The 23,106-nt window shown below is 69.4% G+C and carries 10 protein-coding genes and 2 pseudogenes; 5 read left to right on the top strand and 7 right to left on the bottom strand.

The window, feature by feature from the left end:
* Nucleotides 1-9 precede the first annotated feature (9 nt).
* From minD to MKK55_RS21975, 3 genes are all read left to right on the top strand, one after another.
* Nucleotides 10-825 carry a septum site-determining protein MinD gene (gene minD, locus MKK55_RS21985; RefSeq protein ID WP_147726435.1) on the top strand — a complete coding sequence of 272 codons (816 nt, stop codon included), beginning with the start codon at nucleotides 10-12 and terminating at the stop codon, nucleotides 823-825.
* Complete coding sequence (gene minE, locus MKK55_RS21980; protein WP_147726434.1) at nucleotides 822-1,148, top strand: cell division topological specificity factor MinE; 327 nt, start codon at nucleotides 822-824, stop codon at nucleotides 1,146-1,148. The genes minD and minE overlap by 4 nt, the downstream gene beginning before the upstream one ends.
* Before the next feature lie 166 nt (nucleotides 1,149-1,314).
* On the top strand, nucleotides 1,315-1,716 hold the full coding sequence (locus MKK55_RS21975) for a PRC-barrel domain-containing protein (protein WP_147726433.1): 402 nt from the start codon (nucleotides 1,315-1,317) through the stop codon (nucleotides 1,714-1,716).
* A gap of 65 nt (nucleotides 1,717-1,781) precedes the next feature.
* Here MKK55_RS21975 and MKK55_RS21970 read toward each other — a convergent pair whose 3' ends face one another.
* The 6 genes from MKK55_RS21970 to treZ all read right to left on the bottom strand — a co-directional run bounded on the left by MKK55_RS21970 (nucleotide 1,782) and on the right by treZ (nucleotide 18,729).
* On the bottom strand, nucleotides 1,782-2,654 hold the full coding sequence (locus MKK55_RS21970) for an alpha/beta fold hydrolase (protein WP_243937638.1): 873 nt from the start codon (nucleotides 2,652-2,654) through the stop codon (nucleotides 1,782-1,784).
* A gap of 68 nt (nucleotides 2,655-2,722) precedes the next feature.
* On the bottom strand, nucleotides 2,723-5,011 hold the full coding sequence (gene glgB / locus MKK55_RS21965) for a 1,4-alpha-glucan branching protein GlgB (RefSeq protein WP_243937637.1): 2,289 nt from the start codon (nucleotides 5,009-5,011) through the stop codon (nucleotides 2,723-2,725).
* Between the two features lie 117 nt (nucleotides 5,012-5,128).
* The gene (treS, locus tag MKK55_RS21960; protein WP_147841851.1) at nucleotides 5,129-8,392 is read right to left on the bottom strand and encodes a maltose alpha-D-glucosyltransferase; all 3,264 of its coding nucleotides are present in this window, start codon (nucleotides 8,390-8,392) and stop codon (nucleotides 5,129-5,131) included.
* Nucleotides 8,393-8,551: 159 nt separating this feature from the next.
* Nucleotides 8,552-11,950: a maltotransferase domain-containing protein gene (locus MKK55_RS21955; RefSeq protein ID WP_243937636.1), complete on the bottom strand. Its 3,399-nt coding sequence runs from the start codon at nucleotides 11,948-11,950 to the stop codon at nucleotides 8,552-8,554.
* Nucleotides 11,951-12,040: 90 nt separating this feature from the next.
* Entirely contained in the window at nucleotides 12,041-16,927 is a 4,887-nt protein-coding gene (locus tag MKK55_RS21950; protein ID WP_243937635.1) for a malto-oligosyltrehalose synthase, read from the bottom strand.
* Entirely contained in the window at nucleotides 16,924-18,729 is a 1,806-nt protein-coding gene (gene treZ / locus MKK55_RS21945) for a malto-oligosyltrehalose trehalohydrolase (RefSeq protein WP_243937634.1), read from the bottom strand. The genes MKK55_RS21950 and treZ overlap by 4 nt, the downstream gene beginning before the upstream one ends.
* Nucleotides 18,730-19,149: 420 nt before the next feature.
* On the opposite strand from treZ, the gene gyrA reads away from it, so the two are divergent.
* Entirely contained in the window at nucleotides 19,150-21,885 is a 2,736-nt protein-coding gene (gyrA, locus tag MKK55_RS21940) for a DNA gyrase subunit A (protein WP_243937632.1), read from the top strand.
* A gap of 250 nt (nucleotides 21,886-22,135) precedes the next feature.
* A pseudogene (locus MKK55_RS21935) lies at nucleotides 22,136-22,969 on the top strand (outer membrane protein).
* On the opposite strand, the pseudogene MKK55_RS21930 reads toward MKK55_RS21935, so the two are convergent.
* Nucleotides 22,966-23,106 (bottom strand): annotated as a pseudogene (locus MKK55_RS21930) (IS630 family transposase); the annotation flags it as partial. The pseudogenes MKK55_RS21935 and MKK55_RS21930 overlap by 4 nt on opposite strands.

The following is a 23,106-nucleotide window of genomic DNA, read 5'->3' as shown; positions in this document are numbered from 1 at the left end:
GCGACACGCGTGGCAAAGGTTTTGGTCGTCACATCGGGCAAGGGCGGCGTCGGCAAGACGACGACAACGGCGGCACTCGGTGCCGCGATCGCGCAGGGCGGGCAGAGCGTCTGCGTCGTCGATTTCGACGTCGGCCTGCGCAACCTCGACCTCGTCATGGGTGCCGAGCGCCGGGTCGTCTACGACCTCATCAACGTGGTCAACGGCGATGCCAAGCTCAACCAGGCGGTGATCCGCGACAAGCGGCTCGAGACCCTGCACCTGCTGCCGGCCTCGCAGACCCGCGACAAGGACGCGCTCACCGACGAGGGCGTCGCCCGCGTCATGGAAGAGCTTCGCGAGAAGTTCGACTGGGTGATCTGCGATTCGCCCGCCGGCATCGAGCGGGGCGCCCAGCTTGCCATGCGCCACGCCGACGTCGCGGTGGTGGTGACCAACCCGGAAGTCTCGTCGGTGCGCGACTCCGACCGCATCATCGGCCTGCTCGACTCCAAGACGATCAAGGCCGAGCGCGGCGAGAACATGGACAAGCACCTGATCCTGACCCGCTACGACCCCGCCCGGGCCGACCGCGGCGACATGCTCAAGGTCGAGGACGTGCTCGAGATCCTCTCGATCCCGCTCCTGGCGATCATCCCCGAGAGCCAGGAAGTGCTGCGCGCCTCGAACGTCGGCTGCCCGGTGACGCTGAACAACCCGCACTGCGCGCCGGCCCGTGCCTATTCCGACGCGGTGCGCCGGCTCAAGGGCGAAGAGCTGCCGATGACCATGCCGACGGACCGCAAGTCCTTCCTCGACAAGCTGTTCCTGCGGAGGGCCGCATGACCCTCCTCGGTCTCTTCAACAAGCGCGCATCCGGCTCCGTCGCCCGCGAGCGCCTGCAACTGATCCTCGCCCACGAGCGCTCCGAGACCGGCCAGCCCGACCTCGTGATCACGCTGCGCGAGGAGATCCTGGCGGTCATCGCCAAGCACGTCTCGGTCGAGCGCGACAAGGTCAAGATCACGCTCGAACGCGGCGAGGGCGTCTCGACGCTCGGGCTCGACATCGAGCTGCCGCTGATAGCCTCGAAGACGCGGACCGAGGCGAAGCCCGAGAAGGCGGCCCTGGAGAAGGCGGCGCCGGAGAAGCGCAAGCAAGCGGCCTGAAGGGCTGCTCGGCCCGACTGCCCAGCCCGCGGATCCCAGCGATCCGCGGGCTTTTTCCGTTCGGCTTCGGGACATCGGAACAGGCGCGATCACCCACGAATCGGTGACGGAACGATCGCGGCCGCGCAGCATTCCTAGCCACCCCATTCGGGTTGTGGAGATAGCAATGCGTCGTCTGATCCTGGCATCCATGGTTGCCCTCACCGTTTCCGGCACGGCGTTCGCCGCCGAGAAGCAGACCACCCCGACCACGGCCGCGAAGTTCGTCCCGGTCCCACAGGACGCGGTGCTGAGCTACAACCTGATCGGCTTGAACGTGATGGACGGCTCGAACAACAACGTCGGCGAGATCAAGGATCTCGCGATCGAGAACGGCAAGCTCAGCAGCTACATCCTCTCGGTCGGCGGCTTCCTCGGCATGGGCGAGCGCTACGTCTCGGTCGAGCCGTCTTCGGTGGCGCTCGGCTACGACGAGGGCGCGAAGAAGTGGAAGGCGATCATCGGCGCCACCAAGGACCAGCTCAAGGCGGCGCCCGAGTTCAAATACGACGGCAAGTTCAAGCGCTGAACCTCAGCCTCGCGACGTTTCGCAAGCGCGTGGAAGCCCGCGGATCGAAGGATCCGCGGGCTTCCTCATGTTTCGATCTTCCCGTCGGCCAGAAAGGCGATCAGCGACGCGTTCACCGCCTCCGCCGCGTCGTGCTGGACCCAGTGGGTCGCCTCGGGAAACCATGCGATGCGGCCCGCATCGCAGAGCGCGAGGCTCGCCTCGGCGAGGCCGGATTCGAGCGCGTGATCGCGCCGCCCCCACAGGATCAGGGTCGGCATCGTGATCCGCGGCGCGGTGCCGGGCCGCGGAAGGCGTAGCGCCCGGTACCAGTTCAGCATCGCCGTCATCGCTCCGGGCCTGGCCCAGGCCTCGGCGTAGCGATCCAGGTCCGCCGCGGTGAAGCTGCCCTTCCGCCCGGTCTTCGCCAGCGCCTGGCGTAGCACCGCACCGTCGTTCGCGGTCAGGCGCGTTTCGGGCAGGCGCGGGATCTGAAAGAAGCCGACATAGAGGCTGCGCAGCATCTGCGTCGGATGCCGCCGGACGTAGGGGCCGAAGACCGCCGGATGCGGCGCGTTGAGGATCGCCAGCCGCACGATCCGCTCGGGATGGAACGAGGCCGTCCACCACGCGACGAGGCCGCCCCAATCGTGGCCGACGAGCCGGAACGCCGCGAAGCCGTAATGGTTGGCCAGCTCGATCACGTCGGCGGCGAGCCGGTCGAGATGATAGGCGGCGAGACCCTCGGGCTTGTCGCTGCAATTGTACCCGCGCTGGTCGGGCAGGACGAGGCGCAGGCCCGCCTCCGTCAAGGGGCCGATCTGACGGCGCCAGCCGTACCAGAACTCGGGGAAGCCGTGCAGGACGATCGTGGGAAGCCCGTCCGCCGGACCGGCTTCCGCGACGTGCAGGCGGATGCTCGGCAGAGCGACCGACGACGTCCGCACCGATTCGAGCAAGGCGACCTCCCCTCGTCGCGCGTCGCGGGCGGCGGGACCCCTTCGGTACCGCCGTCTCAGCGATGCCCTCAGCCTTCGCGAACGAAGATCATGGTCGAGAGCGGCGGGAGGGTCAGGCTCAGGGAATGACCCTGGCCGTGGCTCTCCGCCGCGTCGGCCTCGCGGCCGCCCATGTTGCCCATGTTCGAGCCGCCGTAGATGCCGGCATCCGAGTTGAACGCCTCGCGATAGAAGCCGCCCGTCGGGACGCCGATGCGGTAGTTCTCGCGCGGCACGGGCGTGAAGTTCGAGACGACGATGGCGATCTCGCCGGCCTCGCGGCCCTTTCGGGCCCAGGCGATCACGCTGTTGTCCTGGTCGTCGGCCACCAGCCACTGGAAGCCCGCCGCCTCGGTGTCGCGGCTGTGCAGTGCCGGCGTCGAGACGTAGAGCCGGTTCAGGTCGCGGATCACGTCCTTGACGCCGGCATGGGCGGGGTCGTCGAGCAGGTGCCAGTCGAGCGACTGGTTGTGGTTCCACTCGCGCTCCTGGCCGAACTCGCCGCCCATGAAGAGCAGCTTCTTGCCGGGATGCCCCCACATGAACCCGAAATAAGCGCGCAGGTTGGCGAACTTCTGCCAGCGGTCGCCGGGCATCTTGCCGAGCAGGGAGCCTTTCCCGTGCACCACCTCGTCGTGGGACAGCGGCAGGATGAAGTTCTCGGAGAAGGCGTAGAGCAGCCCGAAGGTCAGGTCGTGGTGGTGGTAGCGGCGGTGGATCGGGTCCGTCGAGACGAAGTTCAGGGTGTCGTGCATCCACCCCATGTTCCACTTGAAGCCGAAGCCGAGCCCGCCGGTGTAGGTCGGGTGCGAGACGCCGGGCCAGGAGGTGGATTCCTCGGCGACCGTGATCGTGCCGGGGGCGTGCGCGTAGGTCGCCTCGTTGGTCTTCCGCAGGAAGTTGATCGCGTCGAGGTTCTCGTTGCCGCCGTACTGGTTCGGGATCCACTCGCCCTGGCGGCGCGAGTAGTCGAGGTAAAGCATCGAGGCGACGGCATCCACGCGCAGGCCATCGAGGTGGTAGTGCTCGAGCCAGAACCGGGCATTGGCGGCGAGGAACGTCGCGACCTCGGCCCGGCCGAAATTGTAGATGTACGTGCCCCAATCCTGGTGGAAGCCCTGGCGCGGGTCGGCATGCTCGTAGAGGTGCGTGCCGTCGAACTGGCCGAGGCCGTGCGCGTCGAGCGGGAAGTGGCCGGGCACCCAGTCGAGCATCACGCCGATGCCGGCCTCGTGCGCCGCGTTCACGAGGGCCGCGAAGTCGTCGGGCGTGCCGTGCCGGCTCGTCGGCGCGAACAGGGAGACCGGCTGGTAGCCCCAGGAGCCGTCGAACGGGAACTCAGTGATCGGCAGCATCTCGATATGGGTGAAGCCCATCTCCTTGACGTACGGGATCAGGCGCTCGCCCATCTCCTTGTAGGTCAGGTAGCGGTTGCCCTCGTCGGGCACGCGCGCCCACGAGCCGAGATGCACCTCGTAGATCGAGATCGGGGCGTGGCGCGGGTCCTTGTCGCCGCGGGTCGCCATCCACTGCTTGTCGTGCCAGGCGGGCTCGCTGGTGCCCTGCAGCACGGAGGCCGTCTCCGGCGGGTGCTGCGCGGCGAAGGCGACCGGGTCGGCCTTCAGCGGCAGCAGCGCGCCGTCCGGGCCGCGGATCTCGAACTTGTAGTGCTGACCGGCCTTGAGGCCGGGCACGAACAGCTCCCACAGGCCGCCGTTCTGCCAAAGGCGCATCGGATGGCGGCGGCCGTCCCACTCGTTGAAGTCGCCGACGACACTGACGCGCCGGGCATTCGGCGCCCACACCGCGAAGCGGAAGCCGTCGATGCCATCGAGGCAGCCGAGCTGCGCGCCGAGGATCTTGTAGACGAGGTTGGTCCCGACCTCGCGCAGGGTGTCGACGTCGTGCTGCTCCAGCGACGAGCCGAAGCCGTAGGGGTCGTGACGGCGGCGCTTGGCCCCGTCCCAGGTCTCGACCTCGATCTCGTAGAGCGGCCGGCCCTGGCTCTCGACCTTGGCGACCCAGAACCCGTCCGGGTGGCGCCGCTCGAACGGCACCGCCTCGCCGCCAACGATGAGCGCGGCGGACTTCGCCTCCGGCAGCACGGCTCGGACCTCCCAGGCTCCGGGCCCGACCTGATGCGGGCCGAGCACGCTGAACGCGTCGCCGTGGTTGGCCGCCATCACCGCCGCGATCGCATCGGGATGCACGCTGTGCGTCGTGCCCGCCTGCGCGGAGCCGGACGGGGCGACATTCGAGACCGGGTTCGTGTCCGACGGATCGGTGCGGGTCGCGAAGGTCTGGTCGATGGCCGTCATTCAGGTGCCTCTCTCGGGTGACCGAAGCGGCGTCCGAGAAGGTCGGACGGCTTCAGGCCGGTCAGTCTCCGCGCGCGCCGACGAAGCCGTTCTTGCCCCGTCGGCACGCGCATGGGATCAGGACGCCTTGGCGTCCTCCAGAATGGTCAGAACCCCACGGGCGGGGATTTCGATCCAGTCGGGGCGGTTGTTGGCCTCGTAATCGACCTCGTAGAGCGCCTTGGTCAGCAGGCAGAGGCGAAGCAGCCGGCCATGCGTCTCGGGGTCGGTCACGGCGGCGCGGCTTTCCGAGACCGCGGTTTCGTAGCCCTTCAGGAACGCCGCATCGATCATGCCACGCCACGCGAAGGCGGCGGTGCGCGCCCGATCCTCCGAATCCGCGAAGCGGCCGGCGATCTCGCGGGTCACCGTCTCGGCGCCGTAGGCGAACGAGCGCAGCATGCCCGCCACGTCGCGCAGCGGCGTCGACTTCGCCCGGCGCTCGTCGGCCGGACGCGAGGGCTCGCCCTCGAAGTCGACCAGCACCAGGTCGCCGCTCGACACCAGTACCTGCCCGAGATGGTAGTCGCCGTGGATCCGCGTCTTGAACGCGCCCTTCGGCGGGTCGCGGGTCAGCGACGCGATCAGGGCATCGACCTCGGCGCGACGCCCGGCGAGCGCGACGCTCGACGGGCGGCCTGCATCGAGCCCGCGCTCCGCGATCGCCTTCAGGCCGCGGAAGGCCCGATCGGCCTGGTGACGGGCATCGGCGCCGAGCACCGCCAGGTCGTCGGCGGTGAAGGGCTCGGCCGCGAAGGCCGCGTCGCCGGTCTCGATCGCGAAGGCGTTGTGCATCTCGGCGGTCCGCCGTCCGAGCAGGTCGGCCCAGCGCAGGTGATCGTGGAACGCCTCCGCCGGCGTCGGCGCCTCGCTCTCGGGGGCCAGCACCACGGTCTCGAAATCGCGGCGCAGGCCTTCGAGCATCACCGTCCAGGCGTCGCCCTGGTTCAGGACGAAGCTCTGCAGCACGGCGAGCGCCGTGCGCGTGCCGTCCTCGGCGACGTGCTCGAGGGTGCCGAGCAGCGCCGGCGTGTTCGGGAACTTGGCCTCCTCGGTGAGGAAGCGCCCGACCTCGACTTCCGGGTGCGTGCCCGGCTGCAGGCGGCGCAGCAGCTTGAGCATCATCTTCGCGCCGATGGCGATCGAGGTGTTGCTCTGCTCCGCCGAGAGCCGGCGGACGTCGCTCGCCTCGAACGGCACGCTATGGTCGAAGGCCGAGGTCGAGGAGAACACGAGCTTGCCGCCCTCGGTCGGGATCTCGCGGCCGTCGCGCATCCCCTCGGCGAGGCAGATCGCGAAGTCCGGCGAGGCCGCCGCGCCGTAGAGCAGGCCGGTGCGCGGGCCGCGGCGCACGCGCGCCACGGCGAATTCGAGCAGCGTCTCGTCCTCGCGCCCCTCGTCGACGCCGACGGGGACGAAGTATTGCTGGCGCTCGCCGTTGGAGAGCTGGACGTCGAGGCGCGGCAGCAGGAAGCGGGCTTCGCCGCCGGCCTCCTTCACGGTCGCGCAGTCGACCACCTGCACGCTCTTGATCCGCGAGCCCTTGGCACCGAACCAGCGCCGGCTGGCGATGAAGGGCGGGATCACCGTGCGCTCGAAAGCGAGGCGCTCGCGACCGGCCATCAGGCTCTCGATGCCGCCGGTGAGCACCAGCGTGAACAGCTCGGGCGCCTCCTTCATCGGCCCGATCGTGCCGGTGTTCGCCGACGACAGCGAGAACCAGTAGAAGCCGTAGGATGGCAGGGTGAGCAGGTAGGGCAGCTCGCCGATCGGCGGGAACTCGGTTCCGCCGGTGAGCTCGATCGGCACGGCGCTGCGCAGCTCGGACAGGTCGAGCTGCACCGCCTGCGGCGCGCGCGACAGGTTGGCGACGCAGAGCACGCGCTCGCCCTCGAACTCGCGGATCCAGGCGAGCACCTTGCGGTTCGACGGATACAGGAACTGCATCGAGCCGCGGCCCAACGCGGTGCTGTTGTTGCGAATGGCGATCATCCGCCGCGTCCAGTTGAGCAGGCTGGTCTGCGACTGCGTCTGCGCCTCGACGTTGAGGGCGTCGAAGCCGTAGATCGGGTCCTGGATCGCCGGCAGGAACAACCGCTGCGGGTTGGCCCGCGAGAAGCCGCCGTTGCGATCGGGCGACCATTGCATCGGCGTGCGCACGCCGTCGCGATCGCCGAGGTAGATGTTGTCGCCCATGCCGATCTCGTCGCCGTAGTACAGCACCGGCGTGCCGGGCATCGACAGGACGAGGGACTTCATCAGCTCGATCTTGCGCCGGTCGTTCTCGAGCAGCGGCGCGAGACGGCGGCGGATGCCGAGGTTGATGCGGGCGCGGCGCTCCGCGGCGTAGAACGACCACAGGTAGTCGCGCTCCTCCGCTGTCACCATCTCGAGCGTCAGCTCGTCGTGGTTGCGCAGGAAGATCGCCCACTGGCACCCTTCCGGGATCTCGGGCGTCTGGCGCATGATGTCGGTGATCGGGTGCCGGTCCTCGCGGGCGATCGCCATGTACATGCGCGGCATCAGCGGGAAGTGGAACGCCATGTGGCATTCGTCGCCGTCGCCGAAATACTGCGCGGTCTCCTCCGGCCACTGGTTGGCTTCCGCCAGCAGCATCCGGTCGGGATAGCTCGCATCCAGCGCCGCGCGGATCGCCTTGATGACCGTGTGGGTCTCGGGCAGGTTCTCGCAGTTCGTGCCGTCGCGCTCGATCAGGTACGGGATCGCGTCGAGGCGCAGGCCGTCGACGCCCATGTCGAGCCAGTAGCGCATCGTCTCGATGACCGCTTCCAGCACCTTCGGGTTGTCGAAGTTCAGGTCGGGCTGGTGGCTGTAGAAGCGGTGCCAGAAATACTGCTTGGCGACCGGGTCCCAGGTCCAGTTCGAGGTCTCGGTGTCGAGGAAGATGATCCGCGTGTCCGAATACGGCGTGTCGGTGTCCGACCACACGTAGAAGTCGCGCTCGGGCGATCCGGCCGGCGCCTCGCGGGCGCGCTGGAACCACGGATGCTGGTCCGAGGTGTGGTTGATGACCAGCTCGGTGATCACCCGCAGGCCGCGCTCGTGCGCGGCGTCTACGAAGCGCCGGAAGTCGGCCATCGTCCCGTAGGACGGGTTGACCTCCTCGTAGTCGGCGATGTCGTAGCCGTCGTCGCGCAGCGGGGACGGATAGAACGGCATCAGCCAGATGGCGGTGACGCCGAGGTCTCGGACATAATCCAGCCGCTGGGTAAGGCCCTCGAAATCCCCGATCCCGTCGTTGTTCGAGTCGAAGAACGACTTGACGTGGATCTGGTAGATGATGGCGTCACGGTACCATTGCGGATCGCTGCGATCGATCATCGCGTCGTTGCCTCGCACGTCGGATTCAGGGGCGGTGGTGCCGGTCCCGCGCGAGGATGATCGTCGCGTGATCGGTGTGCGGCTGTAGAACCGCAGGATGGTGGCGACAGCGCGACCGACCGGGCCGATCGCGCTGGATTTCTGTTCACACGGGCAGCCTCAGCCCGCAACCCGCTTCGGCCGGCTGAGCCGCCAGATGATGCACGAGCGCTCGACGGGATCGAGGGCGATGCGGTGCGACTTGCCGCGCAGCTCGAACGTGTAGCCGTCGAGCAGGTCCTCGACGGCGACCGCCCCGCCGTCGCCCTCGCCGAGCAGCCAGAGCGGCACCTCGTAGGTGCATTCCTGGCGGTTCTTGGGATCGAGGTTGACCATCACGAACACGCAGTTGTCGCGGTCGGGCGTCGTCTTGGCGTAGGCGATGATGCTGTCGTTGTAGGCCGCCGTGAACACGACGTTGCGGAAATCCCAGAGCGCGGGGTTCTCGCGACGGATGTGGTTGAGCTTGATGATGTGCTCGCGGATGTTGCCGGGTCGGTCGTAGTCCCAGGCCTTCAGCTCGTACTTCTCGGAGTTGAGGTACTCCTCCTTGCCGGGATAGGGCGCCGCCTCGCACATCTCGTAGCCGTTGTAGATGCCGTAGACCGACGACAGGGTCGCGGCCAGCGTCGCCCGCACGACAAAGCCGGCGCGGCCGCTCGTCTGGAGGTAATGCGGGTTGATGTCGGGCGTGTTGGCAAAGAAGTTCGGCCGATAGTACTCGCCCATCTCGCCCGCAAGCTCGGTCGCGTACTCGGTCAGCTCGGCCTTGGTGTTGCGCCAGGTGAAGTAGGTGTAGCTCTGCTGGTAGCCGGCCTTGGCGAGCTTCTTCATCATCTTCGGCCGGGTGAAGGCTTCGGCGAGGAAGAGCGCGTCCGGATAGCGCCCGTTCACCTCGGCGATCACCCATTCCCAGAACGGGATCGGCTTGGTGTGCGGGTTGTCGACCCGGAAGATGCGCACGCCGCGGCTGCACCAGCCGAGCAGGATGTCGCGCAGCTCGATCCACAGCGACGGCAGCGCGCCGCCGTAGAAGTGCACGTTGGAGATGTCCTCGTACTTCTTCGGCGGGTTCTCGGCGAACTTCAGCGTCCCGTCCGGGCGCCACTCGAACCACTCGGGATGGTTCTTGATCCAGGGATGGTCGGGCGAGCACTGGATCGCGAAGTCGAGCGCCACCTCCATGCCGTGGGCGTGGCTCGCCGCGACCAGGCGCTCGAAGTCGGCCAGCGTTCCGAGTTCGGGATGGACCGCCTCGTGGCCGCCCTCCTCGGTGCCGACCGCGTAGACCGAGCCGACGTCGCCCGGCAGCGCCTTCAGGGTGTTGTTCTTGCCCTTGCGGTTGGTGCGCCCGACGGGGTGGATCGGCGTGAAGTACAGCACGTCGAAGCCGAGCTCGCGGATCTCCGGCAGGCGGCGGATCACGTCGTCGAAGGTGCCGTGGCGATTCACGTCCATCGACTGCGAGCGCGGGAAGATCTCGTACCAGGCCGAGAACCGGGCCGCGAGCCGATCGGCGATCACCTGCGCCGTCACGGGGTAGCGCGAGGCGTTCACCCGCTCCGCGTTGCGGCGGACGAGGCTCGCCGCGTCGGGCACGAGGATGCGGTCGAGCTGGGTGGCCGAGCCGGTCTCCTCGGCGCCGAGCGCGGCGACGAGCGCCTGCAACCGCTCCTTGTCGCGCCCCTCGGCGAGGTCCGCCGCGGTCTGGACCAGGGTGACGCCCTCGATCGTCTCGAGGCGGACGTCGACGCCGGCGTCGCGCTTCTTCAGCGTATCGCGCATCCAGGACGAGAATCCGTCGCGCCAGCCCTCGATGGTGAACTCGTAGCGGGCGTTCTTCTCGAGCGGGAATTGCCCGGCCCAGCGGTCGTTGTCGACGAAGACCATCGGGTCCCGGCGCCATTCGCTCGCGCCGACGACGCGCGACAGGATCGCCGCGTTCAGGATCTCGTGACCGTCCGAGAAGATGTCGGCCTCGATCCGCAGGTTCTCGCCGACGACGCGCTTGACCGGAGAGCGGCCGCCGTCGAGTTCCGGCGTCACCGCCTCGATCACGACGCGGCCGGTGCCGTCCGGCGTTCCGCGGCTCGGCAGCTTGGTCACGGCCGCCGCGACGGCGCTGATGATGCGCAGCTCGCCCGGCGCCAGGTCGATGGCGCTGCCGGGATGGAAGGCGATCGGCTCGGCTTCCGGCGTGCGGTCGACGAACGGCCCGAGCAGGCCGCCCGTCCGGGTGATCAGCGCTCCGGCATCGACCGGCACCGGCTTGTCGGTCGGGTTGAAGAGCAGGATGACGGCGTGCCGGGCGGAGGCCGCATGGCCGGAATCGTAGCGGGCGAGCGCGACGAAATCGGCGTCCGGCGCGGAGATCCGAGCCTGCGCGCCCTCGACGTTGGCGGCCGGAAGCTCGGCGCGCAGGGCGTTGATCGCGGCGACATAGGCCGAGATGTCGATCCCGGTCTCGGATTCGCGGTCCGCAGGCGTCGTGTCGACGACGTGGACCGCGCGGCGATAACCCCACTCGTAGCCGATCGGCATCAGGACGCCGGCCGAGTAGAACGCGGCGAGGGCGTAGCGGCTGCGTAGCTGCGCGGCGACGGCCTCCGGGCCGCCCGACACCTTGGCCGCGAGCCGCGGCATGTCGTGGTTCTCGGGAAACGCGATCGAGGGGGCGATGACGCGCAGGCGCTCGTACTGCTCCAGTGCCCAGGGCTTCTTCAGGTCCCACCACGCGAACGAGTTGAAGAGGTAGTCGAACCCGGCGCCGGCGGTGGCCTTCGCCTCCTCGAAGGTGCAGCCCAGGGTCTCGGCGGCGAACAGGCAGCCGGCCTCGCGCGCCTTCGCCTGCCCGATCAGCGCGCGCCACGTCTCTGGCGGGACCTTGTAGGCCGCATCGCAGCGGAAGCCGGCGACGCCGAGGCTCTGGAGATGGGCGATGTAAGCGTCCCAGATCCGGGTCAGCTCGCTGCGCGGGCCCTCGGAATGGTAATCGAGCTCGGCGAGATCGCCCCAGACGGTGCGGATCGACGGATCGTCGGGATCGACCGCCGCCGGGCTGGCGATCGAGCCGTCGGCCTCCTTCACGAACAGGTCCGGCCTGTCGCGGGCGAGGCGGCCGTCGTTGGCGGTGTGGTTGATGACGAGGTCGGTCATCACCGAGAGGCCGATGGCCTCGGCCGCCGTGCAGAAGCACCGGATCTGATCGTCGTCGGAGGTGCCGTCCTGATCGCGGAAGCGATCGTCCAGCCGCTCGGGGTCGGCGACGGCGTAGAGGCTGCCCGAGCCGCCGGTGGCGTGGAACGGGTTCAGGTAGACCCAATCGAAGCCGAGGGCGGCGATCCGCGGCAGCTCGGCCGTCCAGTCCGAGACCCGCCCGACGAGGAGCGGGAACAGGTTGTAGATCCGCGGCCCCTGGATGCGCGCGTCCGAGGCCCGCGTCGCGAGGCCGGCCGGCGGCGCGACGGGGGCGGCCCCATCCGCTGCGGCATTCCTCGATGCGGTGGTCGGTGCGTTCATGCTGGCCTCGAGTTGTTGGATGGCGTCATCGACTAACGCCCGAATGCCGGGTGCGTGCCGTGCCCGCGGATGCGGTGCGGCACGCTCGGATCACGCCCGGCGCCGGAGGACGGCGTAGGGCAGCGTGGAGAACAACGCTCCGAGATCGGCGGAGCCGTCGTAGCCGGCCCCCGTGACGATGTCGTGCCAGGACGTGCCCGCGCCGAGATCGACCGTCGTGCCGGCGAACCCCGCCCCCGACCAGGTGGCGTCCGTGACCAGTCCGGCGACCAGTCGCGGGACCGCGACGAAGATGTCGCCGTCCGCGCTCGCGTCGGAGCGAAGGTAGGCGACGACGTTGTCCGCACGCGGCCCCGTCGCCTCGATCGCCCGGTAGTCGGCCTCGGCATAGAAGGCCGGACGCGCGGCGCGGTCGGCGAGCAGACGCGTCAGCGTCGCCTGCTTCACCCGCCCGTCCGGCCAATGCGCCAGCAGTTCGGGCAGCGCCCCCTGGTCCGCAAGAGCGCGTTCCATCGCCGCGTAGTTCACCGGCCGGCGGTTGTCGGGATCGACGAACGAGAAGTCCCAGAACTCGGTGCCCTGGTACACGTCCGGCAGGCCGGGCAGCGTGCATTTGAGGACCGTGCGGCCAAGGCCGGCGATCATCCCGAGATGGGCGAGGCGCCGGGCGAACGGCCGCAGCTTGGCCAGGAACTCGGACCCCGGCGCGATCAGCGCCTCGAACAGCTTGGCGACCGCACCCTCGTAGGCTTCGTCGACGTTGACCCAGCTCGACCTGCGCTTGCCCTCCCGCATCGCCTTCTCGCTGTAGGCGGTCAGGCGCTTGCTGAAATCCTCGATGGCGTTCGGCTCGTCGGCATCGAGCAGCTCGAGCGGCCACGCCCCGAGGATGGCCTGGAAGAACATCCACTGGTCGTTGGCGTCCGGCGCCGGCTCGTCGTCGATGGTCGTCAGGTGCGGGACGGCGATCGCGCGCCACAGGTCCCAGGCGCGGGCCCATTCCTCCGGCAGCTCGGACAGGGCGAGCAGGCGCGAGCGCGCGTCCTCGCCGCGCTTGGTGTCGTGGGTCGCCGTCGTGATCATCGCGTTCGGCCAGTCGCGGGCACGCGCCGCCTGGAGCGCGTGAAAGTGCTCCGCGTCGAGGCCGTACTCGCCCGGATCGCCGCCGACCTCGTTGAGGCCGAGCAGCATCGCGTAGCGGTAGAACAGCGTGTCCTCCAGGCTCTTGGCCATCACCGGGCCGGTGAGCTGCTGGAAGCGGCGGCGGAACCGCAGGATCACGATCGGGTCCGGCCGTCCGGGCCCGGAGGTCTCGATCCGGCCGATGAGCGCGGCGGCCGCGAAGTCGTGAACCGAGCGGTCCGGCAGCGCCGACCAGCGCTTGGCCTTGGCGACCGCGCCCTCGATCAGCCGAACGTCCTCGGCCTCGACATCGCTCTCGTCGAGGTCCGGCGGCAGGTAGCTGCGATAGGTCGGGAACCGCGCGATGATCTCGATGAGCGCCCGGCGGATCGCGTTGACCGAGAAGTCGCGCGTGCGCCGGTCGGCATCGGCGATCTCCTTGAGGTCGGTGGTCAGCACCTCGAGCTCGCTGGCGAAGCTGATCTCGAGGATCTCGGCCTTCGCGGCGCGAAGCTGGAAGCCGTAGGGCTCGTCGAAGCCGGTGGCCCACTCGTAGAGCCGCTTGATCTTGCCGCGCTTGCCCTGGTCGACGAGGATGCCGTCGAGGTGGTTCAGCACGTCGTAGCCGGTGGTGCCGGCGACCGGCCACGGCCGAAGCTTCTCGCCCGGCTCCAGGATCTTCTCGACCACGACGTAGAAGCCCGGTCCGACGGCCGCCTGCAGCGCCCGCGCATAGCCCTGCGGGTCGGCCAGGCCGTCGATGTGGTCGATGCGCAGACCGTCGATCCGCCCCTCGCGGACGTGCCGGAACACGGTCTCGTGCGAGCGGTGGAAGATGTCGTTCAGCTCGACGCGCAGGCCCGCCAGCGAGTTCACGTCGAAGAAGCGCCGGTAGTTGATGTCGCTCGACGCGACGCGCCAATGAGCGAGGCGATAGGCCTGGCTCTCCAGGAGCCGGTGCAGCGGGCCGAAGCTGTCCGGGCGGCCCTTGAAGCCGTTGAGTAGCTTCAGGCTGCGGTCGATCGCGGCTCGGATCTCAGGCGATGCGGCGCAGACGGTGGCGAGCCGCTGCTTGAGCCCTTCCGCCTCCTCCGGGAAGGCGACGCGGCGCTTCGCGTCGGTCTCGGCGCCCATGGTGCGCAGGCGCTCGGAGATGGCGAGCAGCTCGCCCTGCGCCTCCTCGTCCACGTCGCCGAGCGCCGCCAGCACCCGATTGAGGATGGTCGGGTAGTTCAGCGGGCGGATCGGGAACTGGTGCTCGTAGTGCCAGACGCTGAAGGCCCCGGCGACCGCGTCGAACTTGAGCTCGAGGTTCCCGTTCTCCAGCGCCTCGCCGTAGCGCTCGCCGAGGAAGGGGATCACCAGGTTGCGGTTGGCGCCCAGGCGTTCCCAATCGATGTCGAAGGCATGGCCGAAGGGCGAGAGCGCGCCCCATTCGAGCACGGACAGCCACCACGGGTTGTCGGCGCCGCCGACGCCCATGTGGTTGGGGACGATGTCGAGCAGCAGCTTCAGCCCGTGCGCCCGCAGCGCGTCGGACAGGCGCACGAAGCCGGCCTCGCCGCCGAGCTCAGGGTTGATCGCGCCGTGGTCGACGATGTCGTAGCCGTGGGTCGAGCCGGGCCGGGCCTTCTGCAGCGGCGAGGCGTAGACGTGGCTGATCCCGAGCTTCGCCAGGTACGGGACGATCTTCTCCGCGTCGGCGAAGGTGAAGTCCTTGTGGAACTGCAGGCGGTAGGTCGCGCGCGGCGGGGCGGTCGCGAGGCGGGCGGCACCGGAGCGCGGGCCGCGATCCTCGGCCGACAGGGCGGCGGCGAGCTTCGCCAGCGGGCCGCCCGGCGCGGCGATGGCGGCGAGGTCGCGGTCGAGCTTGCGCCGCCAGTTCGGGTAGCCCTCGGTCGAGCCCGGCACGTTGGCCTGGCTCAGCTCGGAGACGACGTCCTCGTACTGCACCGCGGTCAGCATCGACGGAGCGCGGGCGAGGTAGCGCGCCGCCGCCTCGAACGGGGCCGCGTCCGGCGGCTCGGCGCCGACGATGAGCTGCTGCGCGGCCAGCGCCTCGGACAGGCGCCGGCGCTCGGTGACACGCTCGTTGCGCTCCGCCTCGGCACGCTCGGCGTCGTAGAGGCCGAGGGACTGGCGCGTGTCGGTGTCGACCCCGCGCCACCAGCCGACGAAGGTCGGCAGGTCGTGCGTGGTGATCGCGGTCAGCGCGTCGCGGGGATAGGCCTCGGGCGCCTTGAACCGCCCGTCCTGCTCGCGCTCGAACGCCAGGATCCGGTAGCTGAGGATGCCGGCCTGCATCAGCGCGTCCGAGAAGCCCTCCGGCGCGGTGCCGAGATCCTCGGCGATGACGAGGCACTTGTTGCGATGGCTCTCCAGGCGCAGCACCGCGATCATCGGCTCGAACGGCATCGCCACGTAGGCGCCGTCCTTCGCGCCGCCGCCGAGCGGGATCAGGAACAGGCGGGCGAGCTGGAAGGCGTGGTCGATGCGGATCGCGCCGGCATGGCGCATGTTGGCGCGCACCAGCGCCCGGAAGGCGGCGAGCCCGTCGCGCTCCATCTCGAGCGGATCGAAGGCCGGCAGTCCCCAATCCTGGCCCTTGGGCGCGAGCAGGTCCGGCGGTGCGCCGATCGAGACGCGGTCGGCGAAGCGCTCGGGATGCGACCAGATCTCCGAGCCGCCACGGTCTGCGCCGACGGCGAGGTCGCGGTAGAGGCCGATGCGCATGCCGGTCGCGAGCGCCCGCTCGGAGGCGTCTGCGAGCTGCCGGTCGGCGAGGTACTGGAGCCAGGCGTGATACGACACCGCGTCGCGGTGCTCGTCGGCGAAGGCCGCGACGGCGTCCGTTCCGGCGCGCCGGAATTCCTCCGGCCAGTCGCCGAGCCACTGGGCGCCCCGCCCCTTGAAGTGCTCGGACAAGGCCTCGAACGTGGCGTGCGACTGAAGATCCTCGCCGCCCTCCTCCCGGAAGGCCGTGAAGCCCGCATCCGCGCCCCGGCTCGCATCCGACTCCGCCCAGAAGTCGTGCAGCACCGGCGAGAGCACGTCCCACACGCCCTGGTGGTCGACCAGGGCGGCGGCGCGCAACGCTTCGACGCGGGGCGCCATCTCGGCGAGACGCCTTTCCGCCCGCGAGCCGACGAAGCCCGGCATGCTCGTCGGCGCGATGAACAGCGTGTCGAGGAACAGGCGCGAGGACGGCGAGTAGGGCGAGATCTTGGTCCGGTCGGCGGCAAACAGGGCGTGCACCGGGCTCAGGCCGAGAAACGATGCGCCGCGCAGGCCCGCATCACGCGCCGCCTGACCCGCGTCGGCATAAGTGCCGATGCCAAGGTTGGTGTCGGAACGCAGGCCGTAGAGCTGGGCCGCGAGACCCCAATCGCTGGCGCCCTCGTCGGCATAGGCGCGCGGACGCCAGCAGCGCTGCGGCGCCGAGATGATCCAGGCTTCCGCAGTCCGGTCGCCGAGGGTGACGGCGAGGTGATGGTAGCCCGGCGTCAGCGGCGGCAGCTCGAACCCGGCGGTATCGCTGGACAAGGTCGCGCGGCCCTCGCGGGCGTTGCCGCGCTCGTCGACGAGGCGCCAGACCGCCGTCCCCTCCCCGCGCACCGGAACGCGCACCGCGCGGCGCGCCTCGACCGGCAGCAGCGGCGGAATCAGGCCGTTGCGCAGGGCCTCGACCTCGCCGAGGCTCCGGGCGATCTCCTCGTCGGTGTCGACCGCGAAGCCAAGCGCCGCGAGCATGCCGCGGCGGACTTCGAGCGCGGTCTCGACCGGCTTGCCGAAGGCGTCGACGTAGCCGTCGGCGATGCCTGCGAGGTCGGCAAGGCGTTGCAGTGCACTGCTCATCGGGCCGCTTTCGTCAGAAATACACCCGTCCAGGCGGGCAGAGTCGCACCGGTGCCGTCCGGCGCATTGGTCCAGACCGGCGTGTCGTCGCCGGTCTCGACGGAGAACGGCGCATCGCCGACATTGGCGACGAACCGCAGGGTCCCGCCCGCGTAGGACCAGGTGCAGTCGACCACGTCGGCGCGGGGAAGGACCGCCTTCGCGTTGCGATAGCCGGACTTGGCGAGCGGCACCACCACGTCCCGGCGCAGGGCCAAGAGCCGGGTGGTCTCGGCCAGCACCTCCCGGTGCGGCGAGCGCTCGCGCTCGGACCAGTCGAGCTTCGACGCTTCGAAGGTCTCGGCCTCGGTCGGATCCGGGATCACCGACGTGTCGTCGGCGAAGGCCGCGAAGCTCTTGAACTCCTTGCGGCGCCCTTCCCGGACGGCCTTGTTCAGCTCCGCGTCCGGCGCGAAATCGACGAAGAACAGGAACGGCGTCGAGGCCGACCATTCCTCGCCCATCCACAGCATCGGAATCTGCGGGCTGAGCAGGAGCCCGGCGCGCGCCAGATCGAGCTTCTTCGGATCGGCGAGCTGGCTCAGGCGCTCGCCGAGCGCGCGGTTGCCGACTTGGTCGTGGTTCTGTAGGAACGTCACGAACGCGGTCGGCGGCAGGTGGGCCGAGGGCTCGCCGCGCGGATGGTCGCCTAGCGTCTTGAACGGCTCGCCCTGATAGGCGAACCCCTCCGACAGGCAGCGCGCCAGCCGCTCGACCGGCTTGTCGCTGAAGCTCTCGTAGTAGCCGGAATCCTCGCCCGTCAGCAGCACGTGCCAGCAATGGTGCAGGTCGTCGGCCCACTGGGCGTCGTGCTGGAGCGGCTTGCCCGAGCCGTCGCGCTCGAGCCACTTGGCCTGGTTGGCCTCGTTCTCGAGCATGAGATGGATCTGGCGATCGGGGAAGGCCGCGCGGACCGTCTCGCCGAGCTCGGCCAGGAAGTGCGTCGGCGAATCGTCGAGGATCGCGTGGACGGCGTCGAAGCGGATGCCGTCGAAATGGTATTCCTCGAGCCAGTACAGCGTGTTCTGGATGAAGAACTGCCGCACGGTGTGGCCGCTCTCCTTGCCGTCGAAGTTGATGCCCGCGCCCCACGGGGTCTGGTGCCGCTCGGTGAAGAAGGTCTTGGCGTAGGCGTGGAGATAGTTCCCGGCCGGCCCGAAGTGGTTGTAGACCGCGTCGAGGTAGACCATCAGCCCGAGCCCGTGCGCGGCGTCGATCAGGCGCTTGAGGTCGTCGGGGCGGCCGTAGGCGGCGTCCGGCGCGTAGGGCAGCACCCCGTCGTAGCCCCAATTGCGGGTGCCCTTGAAGTCGGCGAGCGGCAGCAGCTCGATGGCGGTGACGCCGAGCGCCTTCAGGTCGGCCAGCCGCTTCTGCAGCCCGGCATAGGTGCCCTCCGGCGTCGCGGTGCCGACATGCGTCTCGTAGATCACCGCCTCCTCGAACGGGCGGCCCTTCCACGCGTCGTCGCTCCAGGCGAAGGCGGCCGGGTCGATCACCTCGGACAGGCCCGACACGTCGTCCGGCTGGAAGCGCGAGGCGGGATCGGGCACCACGAGGTCGCCGTCGACGCGGAAGCCGTAGCGGGCGCCGGCCGCGACCCCGGGGACGGTCGTTCGGCGCCAGCCCTCGCCGGCATCCGGAAGCGCGTGATCCGTCCCGTCGACCACCAGCACGACGTCCCGTGCCGTCGGGGCCCAGAGCGCGAAGCGGACGCCTTGGTCCGCGATCTCGGCGCCGAAGGCCATGTTGTGCGTGCGCCGCATCGGGCCACCATCCTCATCGTTCGGGGCTCACGGGTCGGTCCGGATCGCGCGGGGGCGATCCCCGGAACGGTGCCGGGCGTGAACAGCCACGTCTGTCACAGAAGCGGTCGGCCCAGCTCTTGTTCCCCGCACCGCACCCAAACCCTGCCGATCGCGCGGCGGCATTCGGGCGCGAGCTTGGCCGGAGCCGGCGCAAGGCGGGAACGCGCGGGGATCCTGCGGTTGCAGGCGTCGCTTGCGGTTGCGAAAAAGGCGGCGGACGGGCCGGGATCGGGTGCTTGCGCCGGTGCGGCGGGAGGAATAATTAACCGTCTGATATCATTCGTCTTCCCCCACGTCGCGCCGCGCGCGGCGCTTCGGCGTGGGATGCACCTGACAACGGCCCCGGACGCGGGGCCTTCGCCACACGGATAAAAGCCCTTGGCCGACAACGACGAGACAGGGGCCGGCACGCCGCCGCCCGCCAGCGACATCAAGCCCGTCTCCATCACCGACGAGATGCGCCGGTCCTACCTCGACTACGCGATGAGCGTGATCGTGAGCCGGGCGCTGCCGGATGCGCGCGACGGCCTCAAGCCGGTGCACCGGCGCATCCTGTTCGCCGCCTACGAGAGCGGGCACCTGCCGGAGCGCAAGTACGTCAAGTCGGCCCGCATCGTCGGCGACGTGATCGGTCTCTACCACCCGCACGGCGACCAATCGATCTACGACGCCTTGGTCCGCATGGCGCAGGACTTCTCGATGCGGCTGATGCTCATCGACGGCCAGGGCAACTTCGGCTCGGTCGACGGCGATCCCGCGGCGGCGATGCGCTACACCGAATCGCGGCTCGCCAAGCCGGCGACCGCGCTGCTCGCCGACATCGACAAGAACACCGTCGACTTCCAGCCGAACTATGACGAGTCGCGCGAGGAGCCGTCGGTCCTGCCGGCGCGGTTCCCGAACCTGCTCGTCAACGGCGCCGGCGGCATCGCCGTCGGCATGGCGACCAACATCCCGCCGCACAATCTCGGCGAGCTGATCGACGCCTGCATCGCGCTGATCGACGATCCGGGGCTGACGATCGAGCAGCTCACCGAGATCGTACCCGGCCCGGACTTCCCGACCGGCGGGGCGATCCTCGGCCGCGCCGGGACCCGCCAGGCCTACGCCACCGGCCGCGGCTCGATCATCATGCGGGCGAAGTCCCACGTCGAGGAGCTTCGCAAGGAGCGCGAGGCTCTGATCTTCACCGAGATCCCGTACCAGGTGAACAAGGCCACGCTGGTCGAGAAGATCGCCGAGCTGGTCAAGGAGAAGCGCGTCGAGGGCATCTCGGACCTGCGCGACGAGTCCGACCGCGACGGCATGCGCATCGTCGTCGAGATCAAGCGCGACGCGATGGCGGAGGTGGTGCTGAACCAGCTCTACCGCTTCACGCCGCTGCAATCCTCGTTCGGCTGCAACATGGTGGCGCTGAACGGCGGCCGCCCCGAGCTGATGAACCTGAAGGACCTGCTCCAGGCCTTCATCGACTTCCGCGAGGAGGTCGTCTCCCGCCGCACCAAGTTCCTGCTGAACAAGGCCCGCGAGCGCGCCCACGTGCTGTGCGGCCTCGCGATCGCGGTCGCCAACATCGACGAGGTGATCCGGCTGATCCGCACCTCGCCCGACCCGAACTCGGCGCGCGAGGCGCTGATGGCCCGCGACTGGCCGGCCCACGACATCGCCCCGCTGATCGCCCTGGTCGACGACCCGCGCCACCGGGTGGCGGACGACGGCACCTACCGCCTCTCGGAGGTGCAGGCCCGCGCGATCCTCGACCTGCGCCTGCAGCGCCTGACCGCGCTCGGCCGTGACGAGGTCGGCGACGAGCTGAAGTCGCTCGCCGACGAGATCGCCGACTACCTCGACATCCTGCGCTCGCGCCAGCGCATCCAGACCATCGTCAAGGACGAGTTCGCCGAGGTGCGGACCCAGTTCGCGACTCCGCGGCGGACGGTGATCCTCGACTACGATTCGAGCGTCGACGACGAGGACCTGATCCAGCGCGAGGACATGGTCGTCACCGTGTCCCATGCCGGCTACGTCAAGCGCGTGCCGCTCTCGACCTACCGGGCCCAGCGTCGCGGCGGCAAGGGCCGCTCCGGCATGTCCACCCGCGAGGAGGATTTCGTCACCCGCCTGTTCGTGGCGAGCACGCATACGCCGGTGCTGTTCTTCTCCAGCCAGGGCCAGGCCTACAAGGAGAAGGTCTGGCGCCTGCCGATGGCGGCGCCGAACGCCCGCGGCAAGGCGCTCGTCAACATCCTGCAGCTGCAGGACCAGGCCGAGCGCATCACCACGATCATGCCGCTGCCCGAGGACGAATCGTCCTGGGAGACGCTGGACGTGATGTTCGCGACGGCGTCCGGCGGCGTCCGGCGCAACAAGCTCTCCGACTTCGTGCAGGTGAACCGCAACGGCAAGATCGCGATGAAGCTCGATCCGGGCGACCACATCGTCCACGTCGAGATCTGCCGCCCCGAGCAGAACGTGCTGCTGACCACCGCGCTCGGCCAGTGCATCCGCTTCCCCGTCGAGGACGTCCGCGTCTTCAAGGGCCGCGATTCCACCGGCGTCCGCGGCATCAGCCTCGGCAAGGGCGATCGCGTCATCTCGATGACGATCCTCAACAGCTTCGACGCGACGCCCGAGGAGCGCGTCGGCTTCCTGAAGATGCAGCGCGCCGTCATCGGCGACACCGCACCTGAGGCCGGCGACGCCGATGCCGAGGAGGCCGCCACCGATGCGCCGCTGCTGTCGCAGGAGCGCTACGCCGAGATGGGCGCCAACCAGCAGTTCGTTCTGACGCTGGCCGAGCGCGGCTACGGCAAGCGGACCTCGTCGTTCGAGTACCGGACCTCGGGACGCGGCGGAAAGGGCATCAAGGCGATGGAGGTCAACGCCCGCAACGGCAACCTCGTCGCCTCCTTCCCGGTCGAGGCGGCGGACCAGATCATGCTGGTGACCAATGCCGGCCAGCTCATCCGCGTGCCAGTGGACGACATCCGCGTCGTCGGCCGCGCCTCGCAGGGCGTGACCGTGTTCGACACCGCCAAGGACGAGCGCGTCGTCTCCGTCGAGCACATCGCCGGCGAGGACGAAGGCGGCGAGATCATCGACGAGACGGCGTGAGGCGGTGGCCCTGCATGGCGGCGGATCCAGCCGTCCTGCAGGGTTTCGGCACCGGCTTTTTGCGCGTGCTAGAAAAAATGATGCTCGGCGTGGGATGATTTTTTCGGGATAAACGTAGCGTATAGAATCGACGAAAGCATCGTCGCGACTGGACTAACGATGTTTCCGAGTGTTGCCGCGAAGTCATATTCAAGGTGAGGCGGCGGGGTTACTGGTCTGCAACGTCAGTCCCCAACCCCGGATGCCGCCCGTGCTGAAGTCCTTCGCCCTCGCCGCCGTCGCCTCGGCGACCCTCGCCGCCTCAGCCGGCGCCGCCGATCTTCCGCGCCGGGCCCCGCCGCCGGTGTTCACGCCCGTCCCGGTCTTCACCTGGACCGGCTTCTACCTCGGCGCGAATGCCGGCTACGCCTTCTCCGAGCGCGACAACGTCCGCACCGCCGGCATCGGCGCGCTGCAGCTCAACGTCGACCGCGGCCTGCGCCGCTCGAGCGTGCCGCTGCCGCAGGACGGCTTCACCGGCGGCGGCCAGATCGGCTAGAACTACCAGTTCACCCCGGGCTCCGGCATCGTCGTCGGCATCGAGGCCGACGCGCAGTACACCGACCTGCAGCGCCGCCGCACCGAGACGATCTTCAACCCGGCCTTCAACCCCAACGTCCTCACCAACAGCTACCGCACCGAGCTGAACTACCTCGGCACCGTGCGCGGCCGCATCGGCTACGCCTTCGACCGGGTGTTCGTGTACGGCACCGGCGGCTTCGCCTACGGCGACGTGACCCAGTCCGTCACGTTCCAGACCGGCGCTCCGGTGACCTACGCCGCCCGCCGCTCCAGCATGGAGACCGGCTACGCCTACGGCGGCGGCATCGAGTACGCGCTGCCGACCGAGTCGTTCCTGAACTTCTTCCGCGCCAGCGCGGTCACGATCAAGGGCGAGTACCTCCGCTACGACCTCGGGAGTCGCAACCTCTTCGTCGCCAATGTCGGCCCCGCCGGCACGCCGGGCATCGGCTACATCTCGCGCCTCTCGACCGAGGGCAGTCTCGCCCGCGCCGGCATCAACTACAAGTTCGGCACGTACTAGTGGTACGAGTCTAACACTTGGTGCCCGCGCTTTGCGGCCTGGATGATGCGATCCGGGTCGGCGGTCCAGACGAACGGCTTCGGATTGCCGTTGCTCTCGGCGATGAAGCGTTTGATGGCGGCCTGTACCTCGATCAG

It is taken from the genome of Methylobacterium sp. J-059 (assembly GCF_022829485.1).
Classification (GTDB): Bacteria; Pseudomonadota; Alphaproteobacteria; order Rhizobiales; family Beijerinckiaceae; genus Methylobacterium.
This window is presented reverse-complemented; position numbering and strand designations above follow the sequence as displayed.

Excerpts from the sequence above, each read along its gene's own strand:
- minE (WP_147726434.1), top strand. The coding sequence starts at position 822 with ATGACCCTCCTCGGTCTCTTCAACAAGCGCGCATCCGGCTCCGTCGCC.
- MKK55_RS21975 (WP_147726433.1), top strand. The coding sequence starts at position 1,315 with ATGCGTCGTCTGATCCTGGCATCCATGGTTGCCCTCACCGTTTCCGGC.
- glgB (WP_243937637.1), bottom strand. The coding sequence starts at position 5,011 with ATGACGGCCATCGACCAGACCTTCGCGACCCGCACCGATCCGTCGGAC.
- treS (WP_147841851.1), bottom strand. The coding sequence starts at position 8,392 with ATGATCGATCGCAGCGATCCGCAATGGTACCGTGACGCCATCATCTAC.
- MKK55_RS21955 (WP_243937636.1), bottom strand. The coding sequence starts at position 11,950 with ATGAACGCACCGACCACCGCATCGAGGAATGCCGCAGCGGATGGGGCC.
- MKK55_RS21950 (WP_243937635.1), bottom strand. The coding sequence starts at position 16,927 with ATGAGCAGTGCACTGCAACGCCTTGCCGACCTCGCAGGCATCGCCGAC.
- treZ (WP_243937634.1), bottom strand. The coding sequence starts at position 18,729 with ATGCGGCGCACGCACAACATGGCCTTCGGCGCCGAGATCGCGGACCAA.